Annotated in this window: 18 protein-coding genes and 1 pseudogene; 6 read left to right on the top strand and 13 right to left on the bottom strand. The window is 71.7% G+C overall.

Going from position 1 to position 21,969, the window contains the following annotated elements; translation table 11 throughout:
- The first annotated feature begins 22 nt into the window (after positions 1-22).
- Positions 23-928, top strand: a complete 906-nt coding sequence (gene surE, locus N4G70_RS08660) for a 5'/3'-nucleotidase SurE (RefSeq protein ID WP_261711900.1) — start codon at positions 23-25, stop codon at positions 926-928.
- 72 nt (positions 929-1,000) lie between these two features.
- Here surE and N4G70_RS37130 read toward each other — a convergent pair.
- The 4 genes and pseudogenes from N4G70_RS37130 to N4G70_RS08640 all read right to left on the bottom strand — a co-directional run.
- Positions 1,001-1,126 (bottom strand): annotated as a pseudogene (locus N4G70_RS37130) (PEP-utilizing enzyme); the annotation flags it as partial.
- 324 nt (positions 1,127-1,450) lie between these two features.
- Positions 1,451-2,302, bottom strand: coding sequence for an MBL fold metallo-hydrolase (locus N4G70_RS08650; protein WP_261711898.1), 852 nt, complete (start codon positions 2,300-2,302; stop codon positions 1,451-1,453).
- Positions 2,295-3,167, bottom strand: coding sequence for an NAD-dependent epimerase/dehydratase family protein (locus tag N4G70_RS08645; RefSeq protein WP_261711897.1), 873 nt, complete (start codon positions 3,165-3,167; stop codon positions 2,295-2,297). Before N4G70_RS08645 ends, N4G70_RS08650 begins: the two co-directional genes overlap by 8 nt.
- Positions 3,168-3,329: 162 nt before the next feature.
- Positions 3,330-6,161 carry a helix-turn-helix transcriptional regulator gene (locus N4G70_RS08640; protein ID WP_261711895.1) on the bottom strand — a complete coding sequence of 944 codons (2,832 nt, stop codon included), beginning with the start codon at positions 6,159-6,161 and terminating at the stop codon, positions 3,330-3,332.
- A gap of 241 nt (positions 6,162-6,402) precedes the next feature.
- Between N4G70_RS08640 and N4G70_RS08635 the strand changes: the two genes are divergently transcribed.
- Positions 6,403-7,290 carry a LysR family transcriptional regulator gene (locus N4G70_RS08635; protein ID WP_261711894.1) on the top strand — a complete coding sequence of 296 codons (888 nt, stop codon included), beginning with the start codon at positions 6,403-6,405 and terminating at the stop codon, positions 7,288-7,290.
- A 113-nt stretch (positions 7,291-7,403) separates the two neighbouring features.
- Here N4G70_RS08635 and N4G70_RS08630 read toward each other — a convergent pair whose 3' ends face one another.
- From N4G70_RS08630 to N4G70_RS08610, 5 genes are all read right to left on the bottom strand, one after another.
- Entirely contained in the window at positions 7,404-8,186 is a 783-nt protein-coding gene (locus N4G70_RS08630; protein WP_261711893.1) for an alpha/beta fold hydrolase, read from the bottom strand.
- A gap of 68 nt (positions 8,187-8,254) precedes the next feature.
- Positions 8,255-8,818: a nuclear transport factor 2 family protein gene (locus tag N4G70_RS08625; protein WP_261711892.1), complete on the bottom strand. Its 564-nt coding sequence runs from the start codon at positions 8,816-8,818 to the stop codon at positions 8,255-8,257.
- A 146-nt stretch (positions 8,819-8,964) separates the two neighbouring features.
- On the bottom strand, positions 8,965-10,188 hold the full coding sequence (locus N4G70_RS08620; protein WP_261711891.1) for an MFS transporter: 1,224 nt from the start codon (positions 10,186-10,188) through the stop codon (positions 8,965-8,967).
- An 83-nt stretch (positions 10,189-10,271) separates the two neighbouring features.
- The gene (locus tag N4G70_RS08615) at positions 10,272-10,931 is read right to left on the bottom strand and encodes a hemerythrin domain-containing protein (protein WP_261711890.1); all 660 of its coding nucleotides are present in this window, start codon (positions 10,929-10,931) and stop codon (positions 10,272-10,274) included.
- A gap of 264 nt (positions 10,932-11,195) precedes the next feature.
- Positions 11,196-11,789, bottom strand: coding sequence for an MBL fold metallo-hydrolase (locus N4G70_RS08610; RefSeq protein ID WP_261711889.1), 594 nt, complete (start codon positions 11,787-11,789; stop codon positions 11,196-11,198).
- Between the two features lie 93 nt (positions 11,790-11,882).
- On the opposite strand from N4G70_RS08610, the gene N4G70_RS08605 reads away from it, so the two are divergent.
- Together N4G70_RS08605 and N4G70_RS08600 are read left to right on the top strand one after the other, a co-directional pair.
- Complete coding sequence (locus tag N4G70_RS08605; protein WP_261711888.1) at positions 11,883-12,842, top strand: GlxA family transcriptional regulator; 960 nt, start codon at positions 11,883-11,885, stop codon at positions 12,840-12,842.
- A 502-nt stretch (positions 12,843-13,344) separates the two neighbouring features.
- The gene (locus N4G70_RS08600; RefSeq protein ID WP_261711887.1) at positions 13,345-13,863 is read left to right on the top strand and encodes a DUF6584 family protein; all 519 of its coding nucleotides are present in this window, start codon (positions 13,345-13,347) and stop codon (positions 13,861-13,863) included.
- A gap of 146 nt (positions 13,864-14,009) precedes the next feature.
- On the opposite strand, the gene N4G70_RS08595 is transcribed toward N4G70_RS08600, so the two are convergent.
- The 3 genes from N4G70_RS08595 to N4G70_RS08585 form a co-directional block, all read right to left on the bottom strand.
- Positions 14,010-14,567 carry a GNAT family N-acetyltransferase gene (locus tag N4G70_RS08595; protein WP_261711886.1) on the bottom strand — a complete coding sequence of 186 codons (558 nt, stop codon included), beginning with the start codon at positions 14,565-14,567 and terminating at the stop codon, positions 14,010-14,012.
- A 134-nt stretch (positions 14,568-14,701) separates the two neighbouring features.
- On the bottom strand, positions 14,702-15,289 hold the full coding sequence (locus N4G70_RS08590) for a histidine phosphatase family protein (protein ID WP_261711885.1): 588 nt from the start codon (positions 15,287-15,289) through the stop codon (positions 14,702-14,704).
- A 161-nt stretch (positions 15,290-15,450) separates the two neighbouring features.
- Positions 15,451-15,993 carry a hypothetical protein gene (locus N4G70_RS08585; protein WP_261711884.1) on the bottom strand — a complete coding sequence of 181 codons (543 nt, stop codon included), beginning with the start codon at positions 15,991-15,993 and terminating at the stop codon, positions 15,451-15,453.
- 851 nt (positions 15,994-16,844) lie between these two features.
- Between N4G70_RS08585 and N4G70_RS08580 the strand changes: the two genes are divergently transcribed.
- Complete coding sequence (locus tag N4G70_RS08580; RefSeq protein WP_261711883.1) at positions 16,845-18,320, top strand: UDP-N-acetylmuramoyl-L-alanyl-D-glutamate--2,6-diaminopimelate ligase; 1,476 nt, start codon at positions 16,845-16,847, stop codon at positions 18,318-18,320.
- A 242-nt stretch (positions 18,321-18,562) separates the two neighbouring features.
- Positions 18,563-19,753, top strand: a complete 1,191-nt coding sequence (locus tag N4G70_RS08575; protein WP_261711882.1) for an acetyl-CoA C-acyltransferase — start codon at positions 18,563-18,565, stop codon at positions 19,751-19,753.
- Positions 19,754-19,926: 173 nt separating this feature from the next.
- Here the strand turns inward: N4G70_RS08575 and N4G70_RS08570 are convergent, their stop codons facing one another.
- Positions 19,927-21,393: an MFS transporter gene (locus N4G70_RS08570; RefSeq protein WP_261711881.1), complete on the bottom strand. Its 1,467-nt coding sequence runs from the start codon at positions 21,391-21,393 to the stop codon at positions 19,927-19,929.
- Positions 21,394-21,969 lie beyond the last annotated feature (576 nt).

Genomic DNA, 21,969 nt, shown 5'->3' with positions numbered 1-21,969 from the left:
CCCTCATTCCAAGGAGCACATCGTGAGACGCAAGCACGTTCTGCCGCTGGCAGCACTGCTGTTGTGTACGCCCGCTCTGGCCGCGGCAGTTCCTGCGGCCGCCTCCGCGCGGCCCGCGGCCCAAGCCCCGCTTCGCATCCTGCTCACCGATGACGACGGCTACGACGCCCCCGGCATCCGCGCGGCGTTCCAGCGCCTTTCGTCCGCCGGGTACGACGTCACGATCGTCGCGCCGCTGACCAACCAGAGCGGCGCCGGGACGAAGATGCTGAGCGCGACCAGCATCGCGGTCCGCCACCCGGAGGCGAAGGTGTGGGCGGTGGACGGCACACCCGGCGACTCCGTGGCCTTCGGGCTCGCCGAGGTGTTCAAGGGCGCGGCACCCGATCTGGTGGTCTCCGGCACCAACTTCGGCCCGAACGTGGCAAGTCTGGCCACTCACTCGGGGACGGTTGGCGGCGCCGTCGCCGCCCTGGAGTCCGGAGTGCCCGCGATCGCGGTCAGCACGGGGGGCCTCGCCGCGCCCGACCCGGTGGCCACGGTCAACGCCATGCAGCCCACCGTCGACTTCCTGGCCGGGCTCATCAACCAGCTTCGGACGCGGGCGGAATCAGGGCCCCTGCTGCCGCACGGCGTGGGCCTCAACGTCAACTACCCGGTCATCGGCGCGGACGGAAAGGGTACCGCCAAGGGCACCTCCCTGACCTTCCAGGACCCCCAGGCACCGCTGGTACCGGACTTCACCGACAGCGGCGACGGCACCTGGAAGGTCGGCGTGAGGTTCGCGCCGCGACCTCCGGCCAAGGGCAGCGACGTGGAGGCCGTCAGTGCCGGCCGGGTCGCCATCAGCCCCATGAACGCGGACTGGAACACCGGGGCGGCCGACTTCGCCCGAACTGGCGCCCTGCTGGCGGGACTTCGCCCCTGAGGAGCGGGCGGGGTGCCCGCACCCGGCCCGCTCCCCGGAGTGTGCGGGGTGCGGGCGCCCGAGTGCGACCGGTCATGGCAGGACCTCGACGTACCCGCCCGTTCCGTGCACGCGGATCCGCTGCCCGTCCCGGATCAGCCGGGTGGCCCGCTTCACGCCCACGACGGCCGGCAAGCCGTACGCCGAGCACGTCACCGCGATGCCGCCGCGGCACGTCCACCAGCGGGAAGCGGTGTTCGAACTGCGCAACCTGCCGGACGTCCAGGGAGTCGCCCTGGCGGACGTCACCGCGCCGTCCCTGCTGTTCTTCGCTCACGAGAACCGCCTCGCCGGCAACCGGCGGGCGCCGGCCGACCTGACCTCCGTGCGCTCCCGCTGGCACCAGTCCACCACCCTGACCGCACCGCTCCCCGCCCACCCGGCCCGCAACTACCGTGCTGCGTCGGCTCGTTGCCGCCAACGCGCTCAGCTCGGTGGGCGAGCGGCACCCGGTCGTGCGAGGACTACCCCGCGGCGCGCTCGTCACCCGCCTTGCCGGTTGCCCGCGACCGTGCCCGTGCCCGTGCCCTGGGCGAAGTGGAGATAGCGGTCGACGGACCGGGCCAGAACCTCGTTGCCGTGAGAGTTGACGGCGCGGTGCCACCAGGCGCCGTAGATGCGCTCGAAGCGGTAGTCGGCGAGCAGATCCGCGGCGGCGCGAATCGCGTGGGGGCGCTCCGGGATGTGGTTGGCGTAGCTGTACATGAGGGTGACCCAGCGGCTGTCCGGGCAGACGTTGACCACGTCGCCGGTGAAGAGGGCGCCGTCGCCGGCGCTCCAGTGCAGGATCGCGCTGCCGGGGAAGTGAACTCCCGGGTTGATCAAGGTGAGTTCGTCGGTGAGCCGGAGTGTGCGGCCTCCCCAGAAGCGCACGGCCGGGTCCGGGCGGCCCACCCATTGGCGGTCCGCCTCGTGGAGGTGGACGGGGGCGTCGAAGGCGTGGGCCCACTCCACCATGGAGGAGTAGAAGTGAGGGTGGCTGATGGCGATGTGGTCGATGCCGCCGAGTTCCTCGATGGCCCGGACCATGGTGTCGTCGAGGTAGGGGGTGCAGTCCCAGAGGACATTGCCCGCGGCGGTACGCAGGAGAAGGGCCCGCTGGCCGATGGCGAACTCGGGGGTGACGCCGATACCGAGAACGCCGGGGCCCTGCTCCTCGAAGCGGCCGGTGTGGCCCTCTTCGCGCAGTTCGGCCAGTGTCGTCCAGCGCTGGCCTTCCGGGCTCACGTACTGCCGCTCGTCCAGGCAGACCGGGCAGTCGGGACGCGGCGCGGCGTACTGGGTGCCGCAGGTGCGGCAGATCGGGGGCGTCGTGAGGACGTCGGCGTCAGCCACGGTCGGCTCCCGCGAGCTCGGCGAGGACGTCCGGGCGGCTCGGCCGCCAGCCCAGTTCCTCGACGGCCCGCCGCCCCGACACCACCTGGTCGAGCGCGAGGGCCTCGGCGAAGGGCTCCCCGAGCGTCTCGGAGGCCTCTGTCCGCGGCCACGGCTCGGCGCGGCCGATGCCGCCCGCGGCGATGTCGGCGGCGGCCGCGATCGCGGCCGCCGGGACGGACTCCCAGGCCACACCGTGCAGGAGGTCGCCCGACTGACCCTTGGTCAGCGCGAGGACGTACAGCTCGGCGAGGTCGTCGATGTGCACCATCGGCCAGCGGGTCGTTACCGGACCCACATAGCGGCCACTCCCGTGCTCCCGGGCCCAGCCGGTCATCAGGCCGGGGATACCACCGCCGCGCCCGTAGACGATGCCGGGACGTATCACCACGGCCCGTACGTCGTCCTCGGCGGCGGCGAGCACACGCTGCTCGATCAGCGGCCGGTAGCCGACGATCGCGATGGGGTTGGTGTCGGCGTCCTCGGTCAGAGTGGCGCCCGAGGTGGCGCCCAGGACCCAGACGCCGCTGGTGTAGACGAACGCACGGCCGGTGCCGCGCAGCGGAGCGAGCAGCGCCTCCAGGGCGGCGGTGTCCACCGCCTCGTCGCCGGTGGGCGTGGCCAGGTTCACGACCGCGTCCACGTCGTCCGTCACCGCCGCGCGCAGGGAGGCCGGGTCGGCCAGATTGCCGACCCGCACCGGCGTGTCCGGATGCGGTGCGGCCGCGTTCTTCACCAGCGGCACGACGTCGTGGCCCGCCAGGGTCAGCTTCGACGCGACCGCGGAGCCGATGTAACCGGTGGCGCCGAGTACCAGAACCTTCATGAACCCCTCCCAAGCCACTGTTCACGAACAGGAGAACCGTAGGATGCGCGCCCCGGTCGCGGATCCGTCGAACGACCTGGTCGCGTACCGGCATGTGCGGGTGACGAGGCCCACCGGAGCTTCGGGATCGACTGGTTCACGGGGTGGCCGGGTGAGCGGACGTCAGCCCAGGTCGAGCGCCCCCAGGGCGGCCCGCGAGGTCACCCCGAGCTTCGGGTAGGCGTTGGACAGGTGGTAGCCGACCGTGCGCGGGCTGAGGAACAGGCGCGCTCCGATGTCGCGGTTGCTCAGACCGGTCGCCGCGAGCAGGACGACCCTCCTTTCCTGCGCGGTCAGTCGGTCGACGTGGTGCGCGCCCGGCGCCGGAGCGGCCGGGGCGACACCGACTGCCCGCAGCTCCGTCCGGGCCCGGCCCGCCCACGCGCCCGCTCTCATGCTGTCGAACGAATCGAGGGCCGTGGTCAGCTCCTCCTTGGCCGCGGCCCTGCGCCTGGCACGGCGCAGCCATTCCCCGTACAGCAGCCGGGTGCGTGCCTGCTCGAAGGGGCGGCCGTCCCCCGCGTGGGCGGCGAGTGCCCGCTCGTAGAACTCCTCCGCCCTCGCGTCATCGCCGGCGAGCAGGGCGCGGCAGCGCAGCTCGACCGCCCCTGACCACGCGGTCCCGGTGGCCCGGGCCCAGCGCGCGAACCGGTCCGCGGCCGGCCCGGCGTCGGCTGCCCGGTCGATCCGGACGGCGGCCTCCACCTGGTCGGGCAGGCTGTGCACGGAGACCATGAGGTGCCCGTGCGGTCCGCCGGTCAGTGCGGTAAAGCGCTGCGTCGCCAGGTCGTAGCGGCCGCGCCCGAGGTCGAGCAGGCCCTGCGCCCTGGTCAGCCAGACGGGGATCGGCTCGACGCCGGGGCACAGGTGCTGCCCCGCCCACTCGACGGGACCCTGCCGGTTCCCGCCCTCTCGGCCTTCACTCCCCCTCGCTTCGTCCATGCCGCCCGGCGGCCGTCCGTCGAGCGCCTCCAGCACCGCCAGGGCACCGCTGAGCATCGTGGCGAGATGGCGCTGACCCGTGTCGCAGGCGATCTCCAAACCCTCGACGGCCGTCGTGTACGCGTCCCGGTGCCGTCCCAGGAACAGCCGCAGCCGCGCAAGCCGCAGCAGCACCCGCGCCAGTATCCCGACGGCACCCCGCTCACGGCACTCCCACTCCAGGGCCACGGCCTCCTCATGCACCGTCCGGTACTCGCCGAGCAGCATGTCCCAGCCGTGCAGCCGCACTTGATCGTTCAGGCTGCGCTCCTGACGGGTCCGCACGACGTACGCGGCGAACTCCCGTATCGCCGCGGCCCCACTCGCCTGATGACCCGTCAGCATGTCGAGCACTCCCGCGGCTCCACGCTCCACGGGATGGCCGCCGAAGTCCAGAGCGGCCGCCCGCGCCCGGGTGTCCCGGGCGGCGGCGACCGGGTCCGGCGCGTCCCAGGCCATCGCGGCCGACTCGAACAGCAAGCGCGCCCCCGTGGCGGGACAGCATGCCGTCACCTGGGCAGCCGCCTCGACGAGCAGCAGCCGCGCCGACTCGGCACGGCCCCGCTCCCGTTCGAGGGCCGCCCGGACGCCGGCGATCCTGGCGACTGCCGACGGGTTGCTCACCGGGCCCGCCTCGTCGGCGAGGGCCTCGGCGAGTTCCGCCTGTCCGGCTTCGGCCGCGGCGGCCGAAGCGGCGGCCAGGCGCAGTGAGCGGGTCTCCCGGTCCTCGGTCAACCGCGCCGCCCGTCGATAGGCGGCGGCGACCGCCGCCTGGCCGCCCCGCGAGCGGAACAGCCTGGCGCTGCGCTCCAGTTCGGCTGCGACCACCTCGTCGTAGCCGACGGTCGCCGCCGCCAGGTGCCAGGCCCTGCGGCCCATGTCCCCGGTGGCCGATGTCGCCTCGGCGAGCGCCCGGTGCGCGGATGTCCGCTCGGTCAGCACCGCCCCTTGGTACGCGGCGGCGCGCACCAGGGGATGCCGGAACGCCAGCCGCTGCCCGGACACCCGCACCAGGTCCGCCGCCTCCGCGGGCCCGAAGTCCCCTGCGCCCGCGCCCAGTTGTGCCGCCGCCGCGACCACCAGCGCCACATCACCCGTGTCGTCGGCGGCGGCGACCGTCAGCAGCGACCGGGTCGGTCCGGGCAGCGCCCTGATCCGCTCGTCGAAGATCCGCCGCACCCGCCACGAAGCCGGCAACACGGCCATTTCCCGGGCGTCCAGCGGCTCGCTCCCCTTCCGCTGGGCCGTCGTCAGAGCCCCCAGCAGCTCGACCAGGGCGAGCGGATTACCCTGCGCGAGGCCGACGATGCGGTCGCGTACGGCCGTATGCAGATCGGGCGCACGGTGGGCAAGGAGAGCCGCCCCCTCCTGGTCGGTCATGGGCCCCAGGCGCAGCATCGGTACGCCGGGCGCGCCCTCGAAGGCCGTGGACTCCTCGTGGGCGGCGAACACCATGGCTACCTGCCCCCTGCCGAGCCGGCGCGCCGCGAACAGCAGCGCGTCCATCGTCTCCAGGTCCAGCCAGTGCGCGTCGTCGACCAGAACCACGACCGGACGTTCCTCGGCCAGCTCGTCGAGCAGGCTCAGCGTCGCGGCTCCGACGAGGAAGCGGTCACCCGCGGGCGGGGCGTCCAGAGCGACCACCCCACGCAGCGCCCGCGCCTGATGCCCCGTCAGGCAGCTCGCGCGGTCCAGGGTGCCCCGGAGGAGCACCTGTAGACCGGCATACGGCAGTGCCGTCTCCGACTGGACGCCCGTGCACCGCAGCAGCCGGGCTCCGTCCGCAGCGGCCCAAGCACACTGGTCGAGCAGCGCCGTCTTGCCCGACCCAGACTCCCCCAGGACCACCGCGGCCTCGCCCCGGCCGGTCCGTGCTCCCCTCAACACCCCTTCGAGGACAGCGCGTTCACCGTCCCGACCGCTGAGATCGAGAGGTCTCGGGTCGGCGCCATCCGCCAAGACCGCGTCGGTCATCGGCGCTCTTCTCCTCTTTCGGACGCCTCACCGCGAGGGTGGGCGTGGTCGACGATGTCGTGGGTGTCGTGGCGGGCATGCCCCGTTTAAAGCCGACGACGGGCTACCGTCCCCTCCCTCGGCGCCGGACGAGCGCGGCGCACGACGTACACGATCAACTTGTTTCAGCCATCGGAATGATCGCCATATACTTCCCGGGCTCGACGACCATGGGGGATGTCGAGTGGGACCCGGGGGCGTCATGGAGCTGCGTGACATCGAGATCTTTCTGGTGCTGTCCGAGGAATTGCACTTCGGCCGGACCGCCGAGCGGCTCCGGGTTTCCCAGGCCCGGGTCAGCCAGGCCATCAGGAAGCAGGAACGACGCATAGGCGCCGCGCTCTTCGAGCGCACCAGCCGCACCGTGCGCCTGACCGCCGTGGGACGCCAGCTGCGCGACGACCTACAGCCGGTCTACGCGGGCCTGCACACGTCCCTGGAACGTGCCCGGCTCGCCGCCCGCGGCGTCACCGACCGGATCCGCGTCGGCATGATGCCGTTCAACGTCGCCGACCTCCACGTCTACTGGAAGGCCTTCCGGTCGCGGCATCCCCAGTGGGAGCTGGAGATCCGGCAGTTGGTGTATCTCGACCCGTTCGCCCGGCTTCGCAACGGAGAGTTCGACGTCCTGGTCGTCTGGCTGCCCGTCGAGGAGCCGGACTTCACCATCGGACCCGTCCTCATGAAGGACCCCCGGATCCTCGCCGTTACGGCCGAGCACCCACTCGCGCAGCGCACCTCGGTACGGCTGGAAATGTTCGCCGACTTCCAGCACGCCATGCCGACCGACATCCCTGACTACTGGGAGGACGGCTACCTGCCCTTCAACACACCGCGGGGCCGACTGATCGAGCGCGGACGGCCCACGAACAACGCCGAGGACATGATCAACCAGGTGGGCATGGGCGAGACCATCCACGGCTTCCCCAGCCACGTCACCCGGCACTGGGGCATGCCGAACATCAGCTGGATACCCGTCCCCGACATGGCGGCCCTGTCCTACGTCCTCATCTGGCGGACCGAGTCCGAGAACGAGGCGATCCGCGCCCTCGCCGACACGGTCCGCGAACTCGGCGCTTTCCAGTTCTGACGCGCCCCGCCCGAGTACTCCGTGGCGGCGCCTGGACGGTGGCCCGGAGCGCTCGGGTGCGCCTGCGACCCGGAGCCCGCGACAGTACGTCGGCTGCCGGGCAAGGTGTCCCGTCACCTGACGGCCAGGCGCATCGACCGCTGGGCGACCTCGTCGATCGCGGCGGCCACGACATCGGCGTCCCGGGCGAGGACGCGCGTGGGACGGCCGGTCGTGGTGGCGAACACGGTCACCTGGGGGTTGTCCGCCGCGGCCCGTGCGGCGGCCCCGATCATGCGCGTCCGTTCGTGGGACGCTCCGGGGTGCCCGGCGCTCCCGAGGACGAAGGTGGTCGGACAGCGCAGGGCCGCGAAATCGGCCGCGAGTGTCCCGTTCACCTCGTCCGTCGCGATGATGGCCTCCGCCCTCTGCCGGGGGGACAGCCCGGGGGCACCGCCCAGCCCGGCCACGACGCGCGTGAACCGGCCGGAGCCGCGGAACGCTTCGCGCACACGGTCCTTGCCGGCCTCGTCGAGCAGCGACACCGGATAGGCGCCGTCGACGAGGACCAGGCCGCCCACGAGCTCCGGGTACTCCGCCGCGTAACACACGGCGATCGTCGCGCCGTGGGACCACCCGACCAGGATCGGCCGCCGGAGCATGGTCGCCTCGATCACCCGGTCCACGTCGTCGATCGCGTCACGCACCGCGAAGTCCGCGGAGGTTCCCGCTCCCCCGCTCGCTCGGTCCTCGAACGTGATGGTGCGGTATCCGCCGCCCAAGCGGTCAATGACCCGGTTCCACTGACGCCGTGTGGAGAAGCCTCCGTTGAGGAAGAGCAGCGGGGGTCCGTCGCCGAGGGAGTCGACACCGCGCAGGCGGATGTCCACTGCCGCGACCATGAACTCTCGTGACATGGGAACGGGCCTTTCCCTTCTGGTAGTTGTGGCGCTGAGTCCGCCGGTTTCGGATGTACATGGCCGGGTCAGCACACGGCGGGCAGGTCGACTTCCACGGGTTCTGCGGCTTCCACGGGCACGGTGCTCTGCGCGAAGGCGACGAGCCACCGGCCGTCGGTCTTCGTCATGAGGTGGAGCGCGGTGCCCGGCGCCACGCCGGGACAGGCCGCCACCAGCGACGCCCATCGGCGGCCGGCCTCGCTCGACTCCCGGCAGCCGCGCCGGCCCTTCCCCTCGCGGTGCCGGGAAAGCAGGTTGTCCAGCAACTCGCCGTCGCGGGTCACCGGTCGGTGCCGGACCCGGACCACGGCGACGTCCGGGCGGATGAACTGGATGTACTCCGTCTCGAAGGACGAGGTCAGCTGCTGTCCGACCGTCCCGGGCAATACCCGGCGCGCAAAGACGCCGATCTCGTCGATGCCGGTCAGTGCGGTGCCGTACGGGATCGACCAGAAGGCGTCGTGCCGGAAGAGCCCCACGAACGCGTCCGGCAGCGCGTTCTGTTGGGCGTACTCGAACTCGGCGACCAGCGCCACGATGGCGTCCACGTCCTCCTGGGCAGCGCTGACACCGGCGACTTGTGGCTTCATAGGGGCTTCCTCAGTGGTAGTCGGCGGCCGCTCCCCGGAAGAGCGATGCCGCGGTCTCGGCCATGGAGAGATCGGCGGGCGTTCCGTCGGCCTCGACCGCCCCGTCCTGCGCGCGGCCGATGGACGGGAACCCGGACGTGACGGTGTCAGGCCGCCGTGCCCCGGGTGCGCCAGACCGTGATCGTGGTGAGCAGGCCGACCACCGCCGCACCCCAGAGCGCGACATCGAGGCCGGCGGCGTCGACGGCGAGGCCGCCGAACAGGGCACCGAGGGCGACCGCCAGATTGAACACCGAGGTGTTCAGAGCGGTGGCGGCCTCGGCCTCGCGGGGTGCCGACTGAAGGATCCAGGTCTGGACGCTCACCGGGACTCCACCGAAGGCCAGACCCCAGCCGATCAACAGCACGATCCCGCCCGCGGGGCTGGTCCCGACGAGTGGGAAGAGCGCCAGGATCAGAGCGAGCGAGCAGCCGATCATCATGACCACACGCCGCACATCGCGGCCCACGACCGCACCGGCGAGGAAGTTGCCCAGGATGCCGGCGACGCCGAACACGAGGAGGAGCGGACCCACCATGCTCTGGCTGATGCCGGAGATCTCCCGCAGGGCGGGGCTGACGAAGGTGAACGCCGCGAAATGTCCTCCCACCAACAGGAACGTGGTGAGTACTCCGGTGCGGACGGCGGGGTTGCGGAACTGCGCCGCGAGCGTGCTCAGCCGGACGGGAGCGCGGGCGGGCAGCGACGGCAGGAGGAGAAACAGCGCGACGACCACGAGCAGGCCGAGGCCGCCGACGGCGGCGAACGCGGTACGCCAACTGCTGAACTCCCCGATGAGCGTCCCGGCCGGGACACCCAGAACATTGGCGGCCGTGGCACCGCCGAAGACGAGCGCGGTGGCCCGACCGACATGAGCGGTGGGCACCATGCTCACGGCGATACCGGCCGCGAGCGCCCAGAACCCACCGATGCTGATGCCGATGAGGAATCGCGAGACGAGCAGCTCGCCGAAATCGGAGGTCAGGACGGACAACACGTTGGCGGCGGCCATCAGACCCAGCAGGGCGATCAGGACGGTGCGCCGATCGGCCCGCCGGATGAGGACGGGCAGCAGCGGCGCGGTGGCGGAGGCGACAAGACCTGGCACGGTGACCAGCAGTCCGGCGGTCCCCTCGGAGACGTCCAACGAGCCGCCGATGGGAGTGAGCAGTCCCATGGGCAACTGCTCGGCCGTCACCATGGCGAAGGTGCCGACAGCCACGGCCACCAGGGCGAGCCATCGGCGCAGGGGCACGGAGGAAGGCGAGGGGTTGGGCTCCGACGTCGGTGCGGAGCCGGCGGATCTTCGGGCGGATTCGGCCGTGGACAAGAGGAACTCCTTGAGGGTGTGGTGAGACGTGAGCGTGTGGTGAGTGAGGGGATGCGCGGGCCCGAAGCGTGGGGGCGCGGACCTCACGGTCGGGTGACGGCGACGGTGTCGCGGGTCCCCCACAGGTCGAGCGCCTCGTATTGGGGCCGCCACCGGCGCACGTACACGTGGTGCGCGTGCTTGGGCAGGAGCTGGTCCAGGACCGAGGCGACGGTCCGCTCGTCGGCGCCGTCCAGGAGCCAGGGCAGGAACCGCGCCGCACACGGTTCGATCCGGCGCGCGTGGGCGCGTCCGAAGAGATCCCACTGCTCCTGGCTCAAGACGGCCTGAACCAAAGGGAGGACGGTTTCCTCCTCGTGGTCGAGGTGCTTGTCGAGACCGGTGACCAGGCCGTCGGCGAGCTCCCCGAAAAGGTCCGGTCCGATGTGGACGTCGGTCAATCCGTCGTCGAGTGCTCCGACGAGAAAGACGAGAGCGGCGTGCTCGGCCTCGATCGCCTCCAACCGCGTCAGGTCGAAGGGCCGACCGACCAGCGCCTGCCGCAGCGGGGGCCACAGTGCCTCGTCCTCGGCGGCTTGATGGGCGTGCATGGCGCTCTGGAACATTCCCCAGCCCGGGGAAACGCGCAGCACACGCCGGAGACCGGCACGATGGACGGCGACGGCCCGGGCGACGTGCCCCAATTCCCTGCGCAGCGCGTTGTGCACCGCGTAGGTCACGGTCATGTCGAGCCTCTCGCTCACGTCGGTCCAACTCCCGGGCGTCAACGGCCGATTGAGTGTCAGGAACCGACGGCACGAGTCGTCCCTGACACGAACCAGCCTCCCCCGAGGCCACCCCGGGATCAACGCGGACTTCGTGAGTCGATCGATAACTCAGCGGTTATCAATGCCCCTTCTCGGGGTCCTGCGCGACACCCACGCGCGGGGACCCTGAGCGACGACAGGAAGGGGCTGCCCTGTCCCAACAGGACGGCCGGCGCTGTCGCGGCCGTCCCCGGAAGCGCTCTAGACCGGGATGGTGTCGGAAGGCCTGAACGGGCTGCCATGGCCGGGCACGATCAGGTCCGCCGCGGCGAGCACCCGCAGGCGGGAGGTGCGCAGGACGTCACGGTCCGGGGCCACCGGGTCGTCCGCCGGGCCGTTCTCGTGCCACCACAGGTCACCCGCGAACGCCACCACGCCCTCGCCCGTGCCCGCCAGCAGCGTGATGTCCTCAAGACTGTGGCCCGGGGTACGGATCAGGCGCAGGGACGGGGTGAGTTCGTAGCCCTCGGCATCCCGATTCGTCCACTTGTCGTCCAGGTACTCCACCTTGTGGTCGTGCACCCGGGCACGCCCGAAGAGACCCACGTTCATGGTGTTGTCGGGGTGGTGGTGGCTGAGGACGACGTCGGTGATGTCCTCGGGGGCGAGGCCCAGTTCCGCGAGCGGCTTGAGGATGTCATCACGGCTCGCCACCATCCCCGGGTCGAAGATCACGTGCCGTCCCGCATCGGAGACATAGGAAACGGTGGCGGCGACCCCGGGGCCCGTGGAGCCGACGTAACCGGTGGTCAGGACCTTGAATGCGGCGCTGCGGCCGAGCGGTGCGTCTGTCATGAGCACAATCCTGCGGGGATCGGCGGGAGTTGACGAGTGGCACTCCTGCCCATGATCGCAGGATTCTTGCCAGCGGTCTGTCACACTGCGCTCATGCCGCCTTTCACGTCTGTCGCCGCGTACGTCCCTCCCGGCGTCGGCATGCTCGCCGTGGGCATCGTCTCCGAGGTGTTCGGCCCGCACGGAGCGGCCCTGCCCGGCTTCGACTTCGCACTCTGCGCCGACCGGCCCGGAGAGGTGGCCGCGGACTGCGGAGTACCGCTCTCCGTCAGCCACGGCCTGGACCGGCTCGCCGAAGCGGACCTCGTCATCGCCCTGCCCGGCGCCAACTTCCGTACACCGCCCGCCCCGCCCGTACTCGACGCGTTGCGGACGGCGCACGCGCGCGGAGCCGTGGTCGCGGCCCACTGCGTCGGTACGTTCGCACTCGCCGCCGCCGGACTGCTCGACCAGCGGCGGGCCACCACCCACTGGCGGTTCGCCGAACTCCTCGCCGACCGGTTTCCCGGGGTCACCGTCGAGCCCGACGCCCTCTACATCGACGAGGGCACCATCGTCACCGGCGCCGGAGCCGCCGCGGGCTTCGATCTGTGCCTGCACCTGCTGAGACGGGAGTACGGCGCCGCGCAGGCCAACGCCATCGCCCGGGACATGGTGCTGCCCGCCCACCGGGACGGCGGACAGGCCCAGTACCTCGCCACGCCCGTCCCCGAGGACGGCGGGGACGTACGGCTGGCAGAGGTCCTCGCATGGGCCCGGGAGAACCTCCATCAGCCGCAGTCCGTAACGGAGTTGGCGCTCCGCGCCACGATGAGCAAACGCACCTTCGCCCGCCGTTTCACCGCCGCGACCGGCACCACCCCGCACGCCTGGCTGCGCCATCTGCGGCTGAGCAGGGCGGAGGAGCTGCTGGAGACCACGGACCTCCCCGTCGAGGAGATCGCTCGCCAGGTCGGTTACGGCAGCGCGGCCGTCCTGCGGGAGCAGTTCGTACGGCGCCGGGGCGTACCACCCCGCTCCTACCGGCGGGCGTTCACCAGCACGCCCCGCTGACCTGCCGCGTCTCACCGCTTAGGTGCAGCCGCCGCGGATTTCCACGGCGGGGCGGGATGCCGCCGCGGAGGTAACGCCACAGAGCGTCCATGTGCCAGGGCGGCTGCGGGTCACTCGCGTCCGGCGAGGTTCAGTGCTGCCGGGATGGTGGCGAAGGCGCCGTGCAGGCGGTCGGCAAGGCCGGTGCGCACGGCGTGTCGTCTTGGTCGGCGAAGTGCGTCGCGACCCGCCGAGACGGAACGCCTTCACGTGCGGGACAGCCGTCAGGGTCAGCCGATGCGGTGGTGAGCGAGCGCTGAGCGACGGACCAGTTCGACGTGGACCAGCGCGGTACCCGTCCCTTGCGGCGTGCGGCCGGTGCCCTTTTGCGCAGTTCCCCGCTCCCCTGAAACCCGCTTTCGGCCTGCGGGCCGTGGGTGGCCGGTCGCGCAGTTCCCCGCGCCCCCAGCTACTCGGTGCGGGCCGGCGCCCACCTCAGCCTGTCATGGGGGATCATCAGTTCATGCCTCTCAGAGAGACCCTCGCCCAAGTCGACGCGGACCTGGCCGCCGGCCGGATACCCGTCGCGGGCCAGCGTTTGCGCGGTCTCGTCTCGTCCTTCCCCTACGACCTGACGCTCCGTCGGCGCCTGGCCGAGGTGTACCGGCTCTACGGCGATGCCGCCGAGGCCGGACGCTGGATGTATCTCGAAGAGGACCGCTCCGCGGACGAGACCGCCGCCTTCGAGGCGCGGTACGGGTCTCCCGGGTGGCGGATGAAGGCCCTCGCCTGGCGCGGCCCCGAAGCGATGGCTGCCTCCCCTTTCGCGGAGCGGCAGTTGGCCGCCGTGCGGGAAGCCTGCACCAAGGACCTTGGGCACCCCGTCGACTGGGACGACCCCGCCTCCTACCGGGAGGGCCCCGACGAGGTGCCCTCCGCGCCGGGAACGGTCGGCAATGTGCTGGCGGGCGTCGGCTGCCTGGTCGGCGTCCTCGCGTTCCTCGCGATCTGGGTGAAGGGAGTCATGGCTCTCTTCGAATGACCTTGACCGCGGGGGGCCAGAGGAGCGCCGCGCATGGTTCGGCAGGGTTCTTGCTCACTGTTGTTGCCCGAGCCCCAGGAGTTCCTGACCGTGACGGCCGTTCCCGCCGACGGGTGGGCCCCCGCCGTAAGCCGGCTGCCGGCGGCTCAGGAACAGGGCTTGCTCATGTAGAGGGCCCGCTCACCGGCCGAGGGCGTGCCTTCGTACAGGGCCGTGTCCAGACCACAGAAGGCGAAGCCCATCCGCCTGTAGGCGCGAATGGCGGGGGCGTTGATGTTGGTGACCTCCAGCCAGATGTGCCCGGCGCCGCGTTCCTGCGCGAAGTCGACGGCGTACCCCATCAGGGTGCGGCCGACACCCTGGCCGCGGTGGGCGGGCGAGACCTCGATGTCCTCGATGGTCAGCCGCCGGTTCCATGGGGCATAGGAGACGGCGGCGAAGCCGGCCAACTCGCCGCCGTCCAGCGCGACCCAGGTCCGGGCGGTGGCGTGGTCCGCGTCGTCCTCACCATCCGAGAACTCCTCCTCGGGGAAGACCTTGTGGATGGGTGGGTCCACCGGAACCTCGCGAATACCGAACCCGTCCTCGGTGACCGTCACTTGGAACACGGAGTGCGTCGTGAAGGAGCCGTCAAGGGCCTTCATGGCCTCGGTGTCCTCGGGGCGGGCCCGCCGGCACACCAGGGGCGCGTCGTCCACAGTCATGGCTCGACCGTACGACCGGGCTGATCGGGATGGGCGAGTTCCGGCCGAGCTGGGGCGGAAAGGGCGACCATGCCCCCGACGCGGCGCTCCTCGTCCGGGACGGCACCATCATTGGCTGGAGCCGACCCGGCCCGCTAGGGCACGTTCCAGGCGGAGATGAGCGGTTGTCCGTCCTCGGTGGCCAGGAAGCTGAGCGTCCCCGGACGGGGGTGGCCGAGCAGCCGGGCGGCTGAGGCATCCAGGCCGAGCCAGCGCACCGTGAGCACACGAGCCAGATGGCCGTGAGCGACTACGGCTACGTCCCCCTCGTTCAACAGCGGCCGGAGCCGGCCCAGCACCGCGTCCGTCCGGGTGGCCACCTGCTGAAGCAATTCACCGGGATGCTCGGTGCTGCCGGGCAGGACGCCGTCCCGCCACAGCTCCCAGCCCGGCCGCGTCTCCCGGATCTGTGCCGCGGTCAGGCCCTCATAACCGCCGTAGTCCCACTCCACGAGGTCGGGATCGGGTCTGACACCGGTCAGGCCCGCCAGCTCGGCGGTCCGCATGGCACGGCTCAGCGGACTGCTGAACACAGCGGCCCACCGGCGCCGAGCCAGTCGCGGAGCGAGCGCCTTGGCCGCGGCCTCGCCCGCGTCGGTGAGCGGGACATCGGTGCGGCCCGCGTGCCGACCCGACAGGCTCCACTCGGTCTGGCCGTGCCTGATCAATATGAGCTCTCCCATGGCCGCGCACGCTATCCGATCGTGCGAAACGGCAACGGGGATTGCACAGCGTGGCCGCCGCAGTGTGCCCCACGGCCACGGCCGTCGATCGCCTCCTCAAGGACACCGGCCCCCACAAGCACCTTGCTCTGCAAGGCAGTTGGGCCGACGGCGCAGACGTCTCATCCCCGAGTACGGCGCCGGTAGTAGTGCACCGTGACCACACCCAGCAGCGGGCCCCACGCCACCATCGGCACGTAGCAGATGTTCATCAGCCAATTGCCCCACTGCGTGATCTCCATTGCGCCGTGGAGCGTCGTCCAGACGAACAGCACGCCGTAGACCGTGCAGGCCACCGCGCCCAGCGCCGCGGGAACCACCGCCGCGGCCACGGGGATGCGGCGGCCGCCCAGGCGCGGGATCCACCGCGGCCACACCTCGCCCCAGGGCCGCACCAGTCCCAACGTCAGCCAGGCCAGCCCCTCCTGGGCCGCGCACAGCAACGGCAGGACGAGGTATCCCCATCCGGGGATGAGCATCGCGTCGTACTCGGACTCGGCGAGTCCCAGCGGAACACCGAGCACTACGGCGAAGCGCCAAAGCGCGGAGGGCAGGGACACCCACAGGGTCGCCGATGCCAGGCGCCGGGCCCGCGGGGAGACGGCCGGTGCGAGCACGAGGGGCGAGGGGGCGGGGGCCGTGGGGATCGGCGCGATGGTGGACACGAGGTCAACTCCTTGAGCGGGGGCCTGCCTTGACACCTCAGAGGCTGTCAGGCCTCCCCACCTGGCCACATCCGCCGACGGGTCGGGGCCGCCTCCCCCATGCGGCGCGGAATGGCGGAGCGGCGTCAGACCTCAGGCTCACTGTCCGACCCGGGTCGCGCGTGCCCGTGCCTGCCGTCGCAGCGCGCCGTGCCCGACCGTCGCAGCGTGCCCGCGCCCGGATCCTGATCCAGCGAACGGGACTGAGCGTCGAGCACGTGGCCACCGCGCTGGGCTGCCACCTGACGCAGCCGGACATCGCGTGATCCCGGAGAGGCGCCGGCCAGGGCGGGATCGGCGGGTACGGAGCTCTCCCCGCCGGATGCGGGCACGGCCGAGCGGCGGTCTGGTCGACCGATCGCGCGGAGCCCTGGGCGCCACCGCGCCCCGGCGCCCCCGGGGCGCGGTTCCGGAGGCGGGAATCGAGCCGCTCCGGTGACCGTACACTCGGCCCATGGGTCGTACACGTGCCGTGAGGGAGTGCCTGCTCCGGGCCACCGGTGCGTCGTGTCCGGCCGCATTCGGTCCGGCGACCGTCGCTCCCCTGACCGCTGCCGATGCCAGGGTGCCCCAGACCGGCCGCGGCGCTCTGCACGGCCACGGCTAGCGATCTCCACGCCTCGGCCCGCTTCGCCGCACTTTTCAAGGACACCGTAGACACATCGCATGCCGGGCGGGTCGTCGCGTCGGGCTCCCCCGGTCATGTCCTGACCCACTGCTCCACGTCACCACAGCGGCTTCCGGCGCTCCGTCGGCGCCGCCTCCTGGCGACGGCCGCGCGACCGGGCCGTGCCACCTTCGAAGGGACCATCGTGAAGCTGAGCGAGCTGCTCGCCGGGCAGGACCACCACACCCTCCAGGGCGACCCGGAGGCGACCCGGATCACCACGGGAATGACCTTCGACGCCGACCGGGTGACCCCGGGTTCGCTGTTCATCGCGATCCCCGGCCACCGCGACGGTGGTCCGGGCTCGATCGGAGCGGCCCTCGCACGCGGCGCCGTGGCGGTGCTCGTCGACGCCGGCGCACCCGATCCCGCGCTGCCGTCGGAGATGTGTGCCGTGCGGGTACCGGAGATCAGGACGGCGGCCGCGGTCGTCGCCTCGCGCTACTACGGCGAGCCAGGGCGTGGGATGGACATGGTCGCGATCACCGGGACCAACGGCAAGACCTCGGTGTCGTACATGATCGAATCGGTGCTGCGGCTCGCCGGGGGCGCGTCGGTGGGGGTCATCGGGACGGCCGGCAGCCGGATCGGCGACGAGCCGATCCCGATGCCGAGGTCGGTGCTTACGACACCCGAGTCGCCGGACCTCCAGTACCTGCTGGGCCGCATGCGTGACGGCGGGGCCACCGGCGTGGTCCTGGAGGCCACCTCGATGGCCCTGCTCACACACCGGGTGGACCGTGCGTTCATCGACGTCGGGGTCTTCACCAATCTGACGCAGGATCACCTGGACGATCACGGCACGATGGAGAACTACCGGGACGCCAAGCTCCGCCTGTTCAAGGGCCTGTGCCGACGGGCCGTGGTCAACGCCGACGACCCGGTGGGCGCGGAGATCCAGGCGCTGATGCCCGGATGCGTGACCACCTACGGAATCGACGCCGCGGCGGCGGACTACCGGGCCACCGACGTCACGGTGGACGCCGGTGGCACGCGGTTCACCCTGCACCACGAGGGACGCAAGTATCCGGCGGCGATCCCGGTACCGGGCCGGTACTCCGTCGCCAACGCGCTGGCCACGGTGGCGGCCTGCCACGCCCTGGGGCACGATCTGGGCGGGCTGGTCGCCGCGCTCGACCGGATGCCCCCGGTCCCGGGCCGGTTCGAACGCTTCCGGGCCCCGAGCGGCACATCGGTGATCGTGGACTACGCGCACTCGCCCGACTCCCTGGACCAGGTGCTGACCACCATCCGGAGCTTCGCCCCCGCACGCGTCGTCACCGTCTTCGGCTGTGGCGGGGACCGGGACACCACCAAGCGGGCCGAGATGGGCGAGATCGCCGGAACCCACTCCGACCTGTGCGTCATCACCTCCGACAACCCCCGCACCGAAGACCCCGAGGCGATCCTGGACCAGATCACCCCGGGCCTCGCCGCGACCGGCACCCCGTTCGAGCGGTTCACCGACCGCCGTCGCGCGATCGCCTTCGCGCTGTACGAGGCGGGCCCCCACGACATCGTCCTGATCGCCGGCAAGGGGAGCGAGCAGCACCAGATCGTCGGTGACGAACTGCTCCCCTTCAGTGACATGGCGACCGTGCGCGAACTCGCCCGGGCCTAGCGCCGTCCCCTCAGGACGCGCGTACCGCGCACGGCCGTATCGTGGGAGGGGAAACCACGTCGTCACGGCCGGGTGGCGTGCCCTTCACCGCGGCCGTGCGGGGTGACTTCGAGGGTGCCGTGCGGGGCTGTCCCCGACCGGCTGTGCCCTCGCTCACACCACCGGAGGGCGCACTTCAGCGGCCCAACTCGTGGGTAATGTAGCGGTGTTGTGGTCCACAACTTCTACTCACGGAGGACATCGTGTCCGGTTCCGTCATCCTGGCTGGGGCCCGTACCCCCACCGGCCGCCTGCTCGGGGCGCTGAAGGACTTCTCCGGTGCCCAGCTCGGGGCCATCGCGATCAGGGCGGCCCTGGAGAAGGCGGGGGTGGCGCCCGAACAGGTGGAGTACACGATCATGGGGCAGGTGCTCACCGCGGGCGCCGGCCAGATCCCGGCCCGCCAGGCCGCGGTGGCCGCCGGCATCCCGATGAGCGTCCCGGCGCTGACCGTCAACAAGGTGTGCCTCTCCGGGCTCGACTCGATCGCACTGGCCGACCAGCTCATCCGGGCCGGCGAGTTCGACCTCGTCGTGGCGGGCGGCCAGGAGTCCATGTCGCAGGCGCCCCACGTACTGCCCAAGTCGCGCGCGGGCTTCAAGGCCGGCGATGTGTCGCTGATCGACCACATGATCCACGACGGACTCTTCTGCGCCTTCGACCAGGTGGGCATGGGTGTCTCCACCGAGAAGTACAACAGCCGCTACCCGGGGGTGACCCGCGAGAAGCAGGACGCCTTCGCCGCGGCCTCACACCAGCGCGCCGCCGCCGCTGCCGCCGCAGGCCGGTTCGCCGAGGAGATGGCCCCCGTGTCGGTCCCGCAGCGCAAGGGCGACCCGGTGGTGTGCGACACCGACGAGGGCGTACGCCCCGACACCACCACCGAGGTCCTGGCGAAGCTGCGTCCCGTCTACAGCGCCGACGGCACCATCACGGCGGGGACGGCGTCCCAGATCTCCGACGGCGCCGCGGCCGTGGTGGTGGCGAGCAGGGCCAAGGCCGAGGAGCTGGGCCTGCCCTGGATCGCCGAGATCGGCGCCCACGGCGTGGTGGCCGGCCCGGACGCGAGCCTCCACGAGCAGCCCTCGAACGCGATCCTGGCCGCGCTGGCCAAGGCCAAACTGGAGGCGTCCGACCTGGACCTGGTGGAGATCAACGAGGCGTTCTCCGCCGTCGGCCTCGTCTCCACCGAGCAGTTGGGCGTCGACCCGGAGATCGTGAACGTGGACGGCGGCGCCATCGCGCTCGGCCACCCGATCGGCGCGTCCGGCGCACGGCTCATCGTCCACCTCGCCTACGAGCTGCGCCGCCGCGGCGGCGGTCTCGGCGCGGCGGCGCTGTGTGGCGGCGGCGGCCAGGGCGACGCCCTGCTGCTCCGCGTCCCGTCCGCCTGACGCTCGGCCGGCCGGCTCCCGGTCGCGGTCGTGCGGCCGGGCCCCGGAGGAGCGAGAGGAACGACGCGGCCCCCCGGGCGCGGCAGCCGTTGCCGCACCCGGGGGGCGTCCCCATGTCCTCATGTCCTCAACTCCCCGTCCGCTGAACCGGGTTGGCAGTCGAGGAGCGCGCGTCACTGGGCGGGTGTGACCCGGTCCTGCGCGCCCTGGGCGGCGACCTTCGGCTCGGGCTTCGGGCGCAGCATGAGGAGCATCGCGCACACCACGACCGCGCACACGATGTTGACCACCATCGCGGCGTCATAGACGTGGTGGAAGGACCCGATACCGCCGGGGGCCGAGCCCGACGCCATGATCGAGGCGAACCCGGCGACGCCCACCGCACCACCGACCTGACGCACCGTCAGCGTCATACCGAGGCCGCCCGCGAACTTGAGGGGTGGCACGGTCCCGGCCGCCAGCGACGACAGACAGGTGATGGCGAGCCCCAGACCGCCGCCGCCGAGGATCGCGGCGGGCATCCAGGCGCCCAGGAAGTTGGGCGTGGGGCCGAAGAGGTGGGAGGCCCAGATGGCGTTGCTCCCGCTGAAGGACAGCGCGCCCAGGACCGCCACCTTCACCTGGGTCGCCGGGCGCGACAGGCGCCCGGCGGCCAGGGAGCCGGCCATCGAGGAGACGGCTCCGACGCACAGCGCCCCGGCCGTCCGCAGGACCGACCAGTGCCAGATCTCGGCGGCGAACAGCGGGGCGGCCAGCATCCAGGCGAACATCGTCATGTTGAGCAGGCCGAGGCCGAGGTTTGCGGTACGGAAGACGGGGCTGCGCCAGACCGTCATCTCCAGGGCTGGCGCCGCGTGGGTACGCGACCGCAGTACGGTCACGGCGACCAGCGCCAGACCGGCAAGGCCCAGACCTATGGTGCGCACGTCCCCCCAGCCCCAGGTGTCGCCCTCGGTGAGCGCGCTCACCACTCCGCCGATGCCCAGGGCGAGCGCGATGCTGCCCACCGCGTCCGGCAGGCGCTCCCCGGCGCCGCGCAGCCGCTGCTGCCTCGGCAGCACCACGACGGCGGCGATCAGCATCGCGCCGCACAGCGGCAGGTTGATGTAGAACACCGAGCGCCAGCCGAAGGCGCGCAGCAGCAACCCGCCCGCGGCCGGCCCGATGACGGCGGAGAAGCCGGCCACCGCCGACCAGGTGCCGACCGCTCTGGCGATGCGCTCCCGCGGTGTCGTGGCAAGGATCAGGCCGAGGGCGGCGGGGATCATGCCGCCGGCCGCGGCGCCCTGGACGACGCGCGCCGCGATCAGCCACCAGATCGACGGAGCCACGGCGCAGACGAGCGAGGCGGCCGTGAAGGCGGCCAGGGACCAGAGGAAGACGGTGCGCCGGCCGAGGCTGTCGGCCATCCTCCCGGCGGGCGTCAGCACGGCGGCGAGCAGGATCGTGTAGCCGCTGAGGACCCACGTCACCGTGTTGAGCGACGCGCCCGGGAAGTCGTCCAGGATGTCCGGGAAGGCGATGCTGATGATCGAGAGGTCGAGGAAGGCCATGAAGCTCGCGCCGCTGCACAGCGCCAGCACGCGGGCCGGGTTGACCTGGTGCGTCGTGTGTGTGCGCTCAGCCGGCTCGTCGGGCATGCGGTCCCCTCGGTTCGTGTGCGTCGTCGAACTCGCCCGCGATCCAACTCCCCGCGTGGGCAGGCTGGTTGAGGCGGGGCGGTCAGGCCAGTGTGCCCGTCGCCCGAAGACGGCGGGGCGCATTATGTGTGAGCACTACATGTGAGGACCGTCACTCGGGTTTCACTCGAAGATCTTTACCGTCACGCCTTGCCATGGCTCTCACGACCGGCCAATGATGGGTTCGGGTCGTCCAAGGCGCAACTGGCGCCGCGGCGGGGGCCGCTGACGCCCCATCATCGTCAACTCACCTCTACTGTGCGGCCGTTCAGCACATTGATACGTCTGCGCGTCCGCACGACACCGTTTCCGTACGGCTGCACCACAGCGTTTCTGCACGACAGTGATTTCGCACAACTCACTTGCGCACTTCGGCAGTTCAGCACTTTGGCGTACTGGCATTCCTGACAGCGCGATCGACTCACGCCCGCAGGACGGCGTGAGGCGGACGTCGCTCGATCTCGGGGGGAATCGGCACGGGTGCACGGGGTTCGGCCCCGCGCGCCCGCTCTCGTCCGGCACCTGTGGAGCCCGCAC

This window comes from Streptomyces sp. ASQP_92 (genome assembly GCF_025399895.1).
Taxonomy (GTDB): Bacteria; Actinomycetota; Actinomycetes; order Streptomycetales; family Streptomycetaceae; genus Streptomyces.
Note: the sequence above shows the minus strand (reverse complement) of the source record. Positions and strands in the feature narration are given on the sequence as shown.

Excerpts from the sequence above, each read along its gene's own strand:
- N4G70_RS08595 (WP_261711886.1), bottom strand. The coding sequence starts at position 14,567 with ATGACTGTGGACGACGCGCCCCTGGTGTGCCGGCGGGCCCGCCCCGAG.
- N4G70_RS08590 (WP_261711885.1), bottom strand. The coding sequence starts at position 15,289 with ATGGGAGAGCTCATATTGATCAGGCACGGCCAGACCGAGTGGAGCCTG.
- N4G70_RS08640 (WP_261711895.1), bottom strand. The coding sequence starts at position 6,161 with ATGACCGACGCGGTCTTGGCGGATGGCGCCGACCCGAGACCTCTCGAT.
- N4G70_RS08600 (WP_261711887.1), top strand. The coding sequence starts at position 13,345 with ATGCCTCTCAGAGAGACCCTCGCCCAAGTCGACGCGGACCTGGCCGCC.
- N4G70_RS08635 (WP_261711894.1), top strand. The coding sequence starts at position 6,403 with ATGGAGCTGCGTGACATCGAGATCTTTCTGGTGCTGTCCGAGGAATTG.
- N4G70_RS08645 (WP_261711897.1), bottom strand. The coding sequence starts at position 3,167 with ATGAAGGTTCTGGTACTCGGCGCCACCGGTTACATCGGCTCCGCGGTC.
- N4G70_RS08610 (WP_261711889.1), bottom strand. The coding sequence starts at position 11,789 with ATGACAGACGCACCGCTCGGCCGCAGCGCCGCATTCAAGGTCCTGACC.
- N4G70_RS08625 (WP_261711892.1), bottom strand. The coding sequence starts at position 8,818 with ATGAAGCCACAAGTCGCCGGTGTCAGCGCTGCCCAGGAGGACGTGGAC.
- N4G70_RS08570 (WP_261711881.1), bottom strand. The coding sequence starts at position 21,393 with ATGCCCGACGAGCCGGCTGAGCGCACACACACGACGCACCAGGTCAAC.
- N4G70_RS08605 (WP_261711888.1), top strand. The coding sequence starts at position 11,883 with ATGCCGCCTTTCACGTCTGTCGCCGCGTACGTCCCTCCCGGCGTCGGC.
- N4G70_RS08630 (WP_261711893.1), bottom strand. The coding sequence starts at position 8,186 with ATGTCACGAGAGTTCATGGTCGCGGCAGTGGACATCCGCCTGCGCGGT.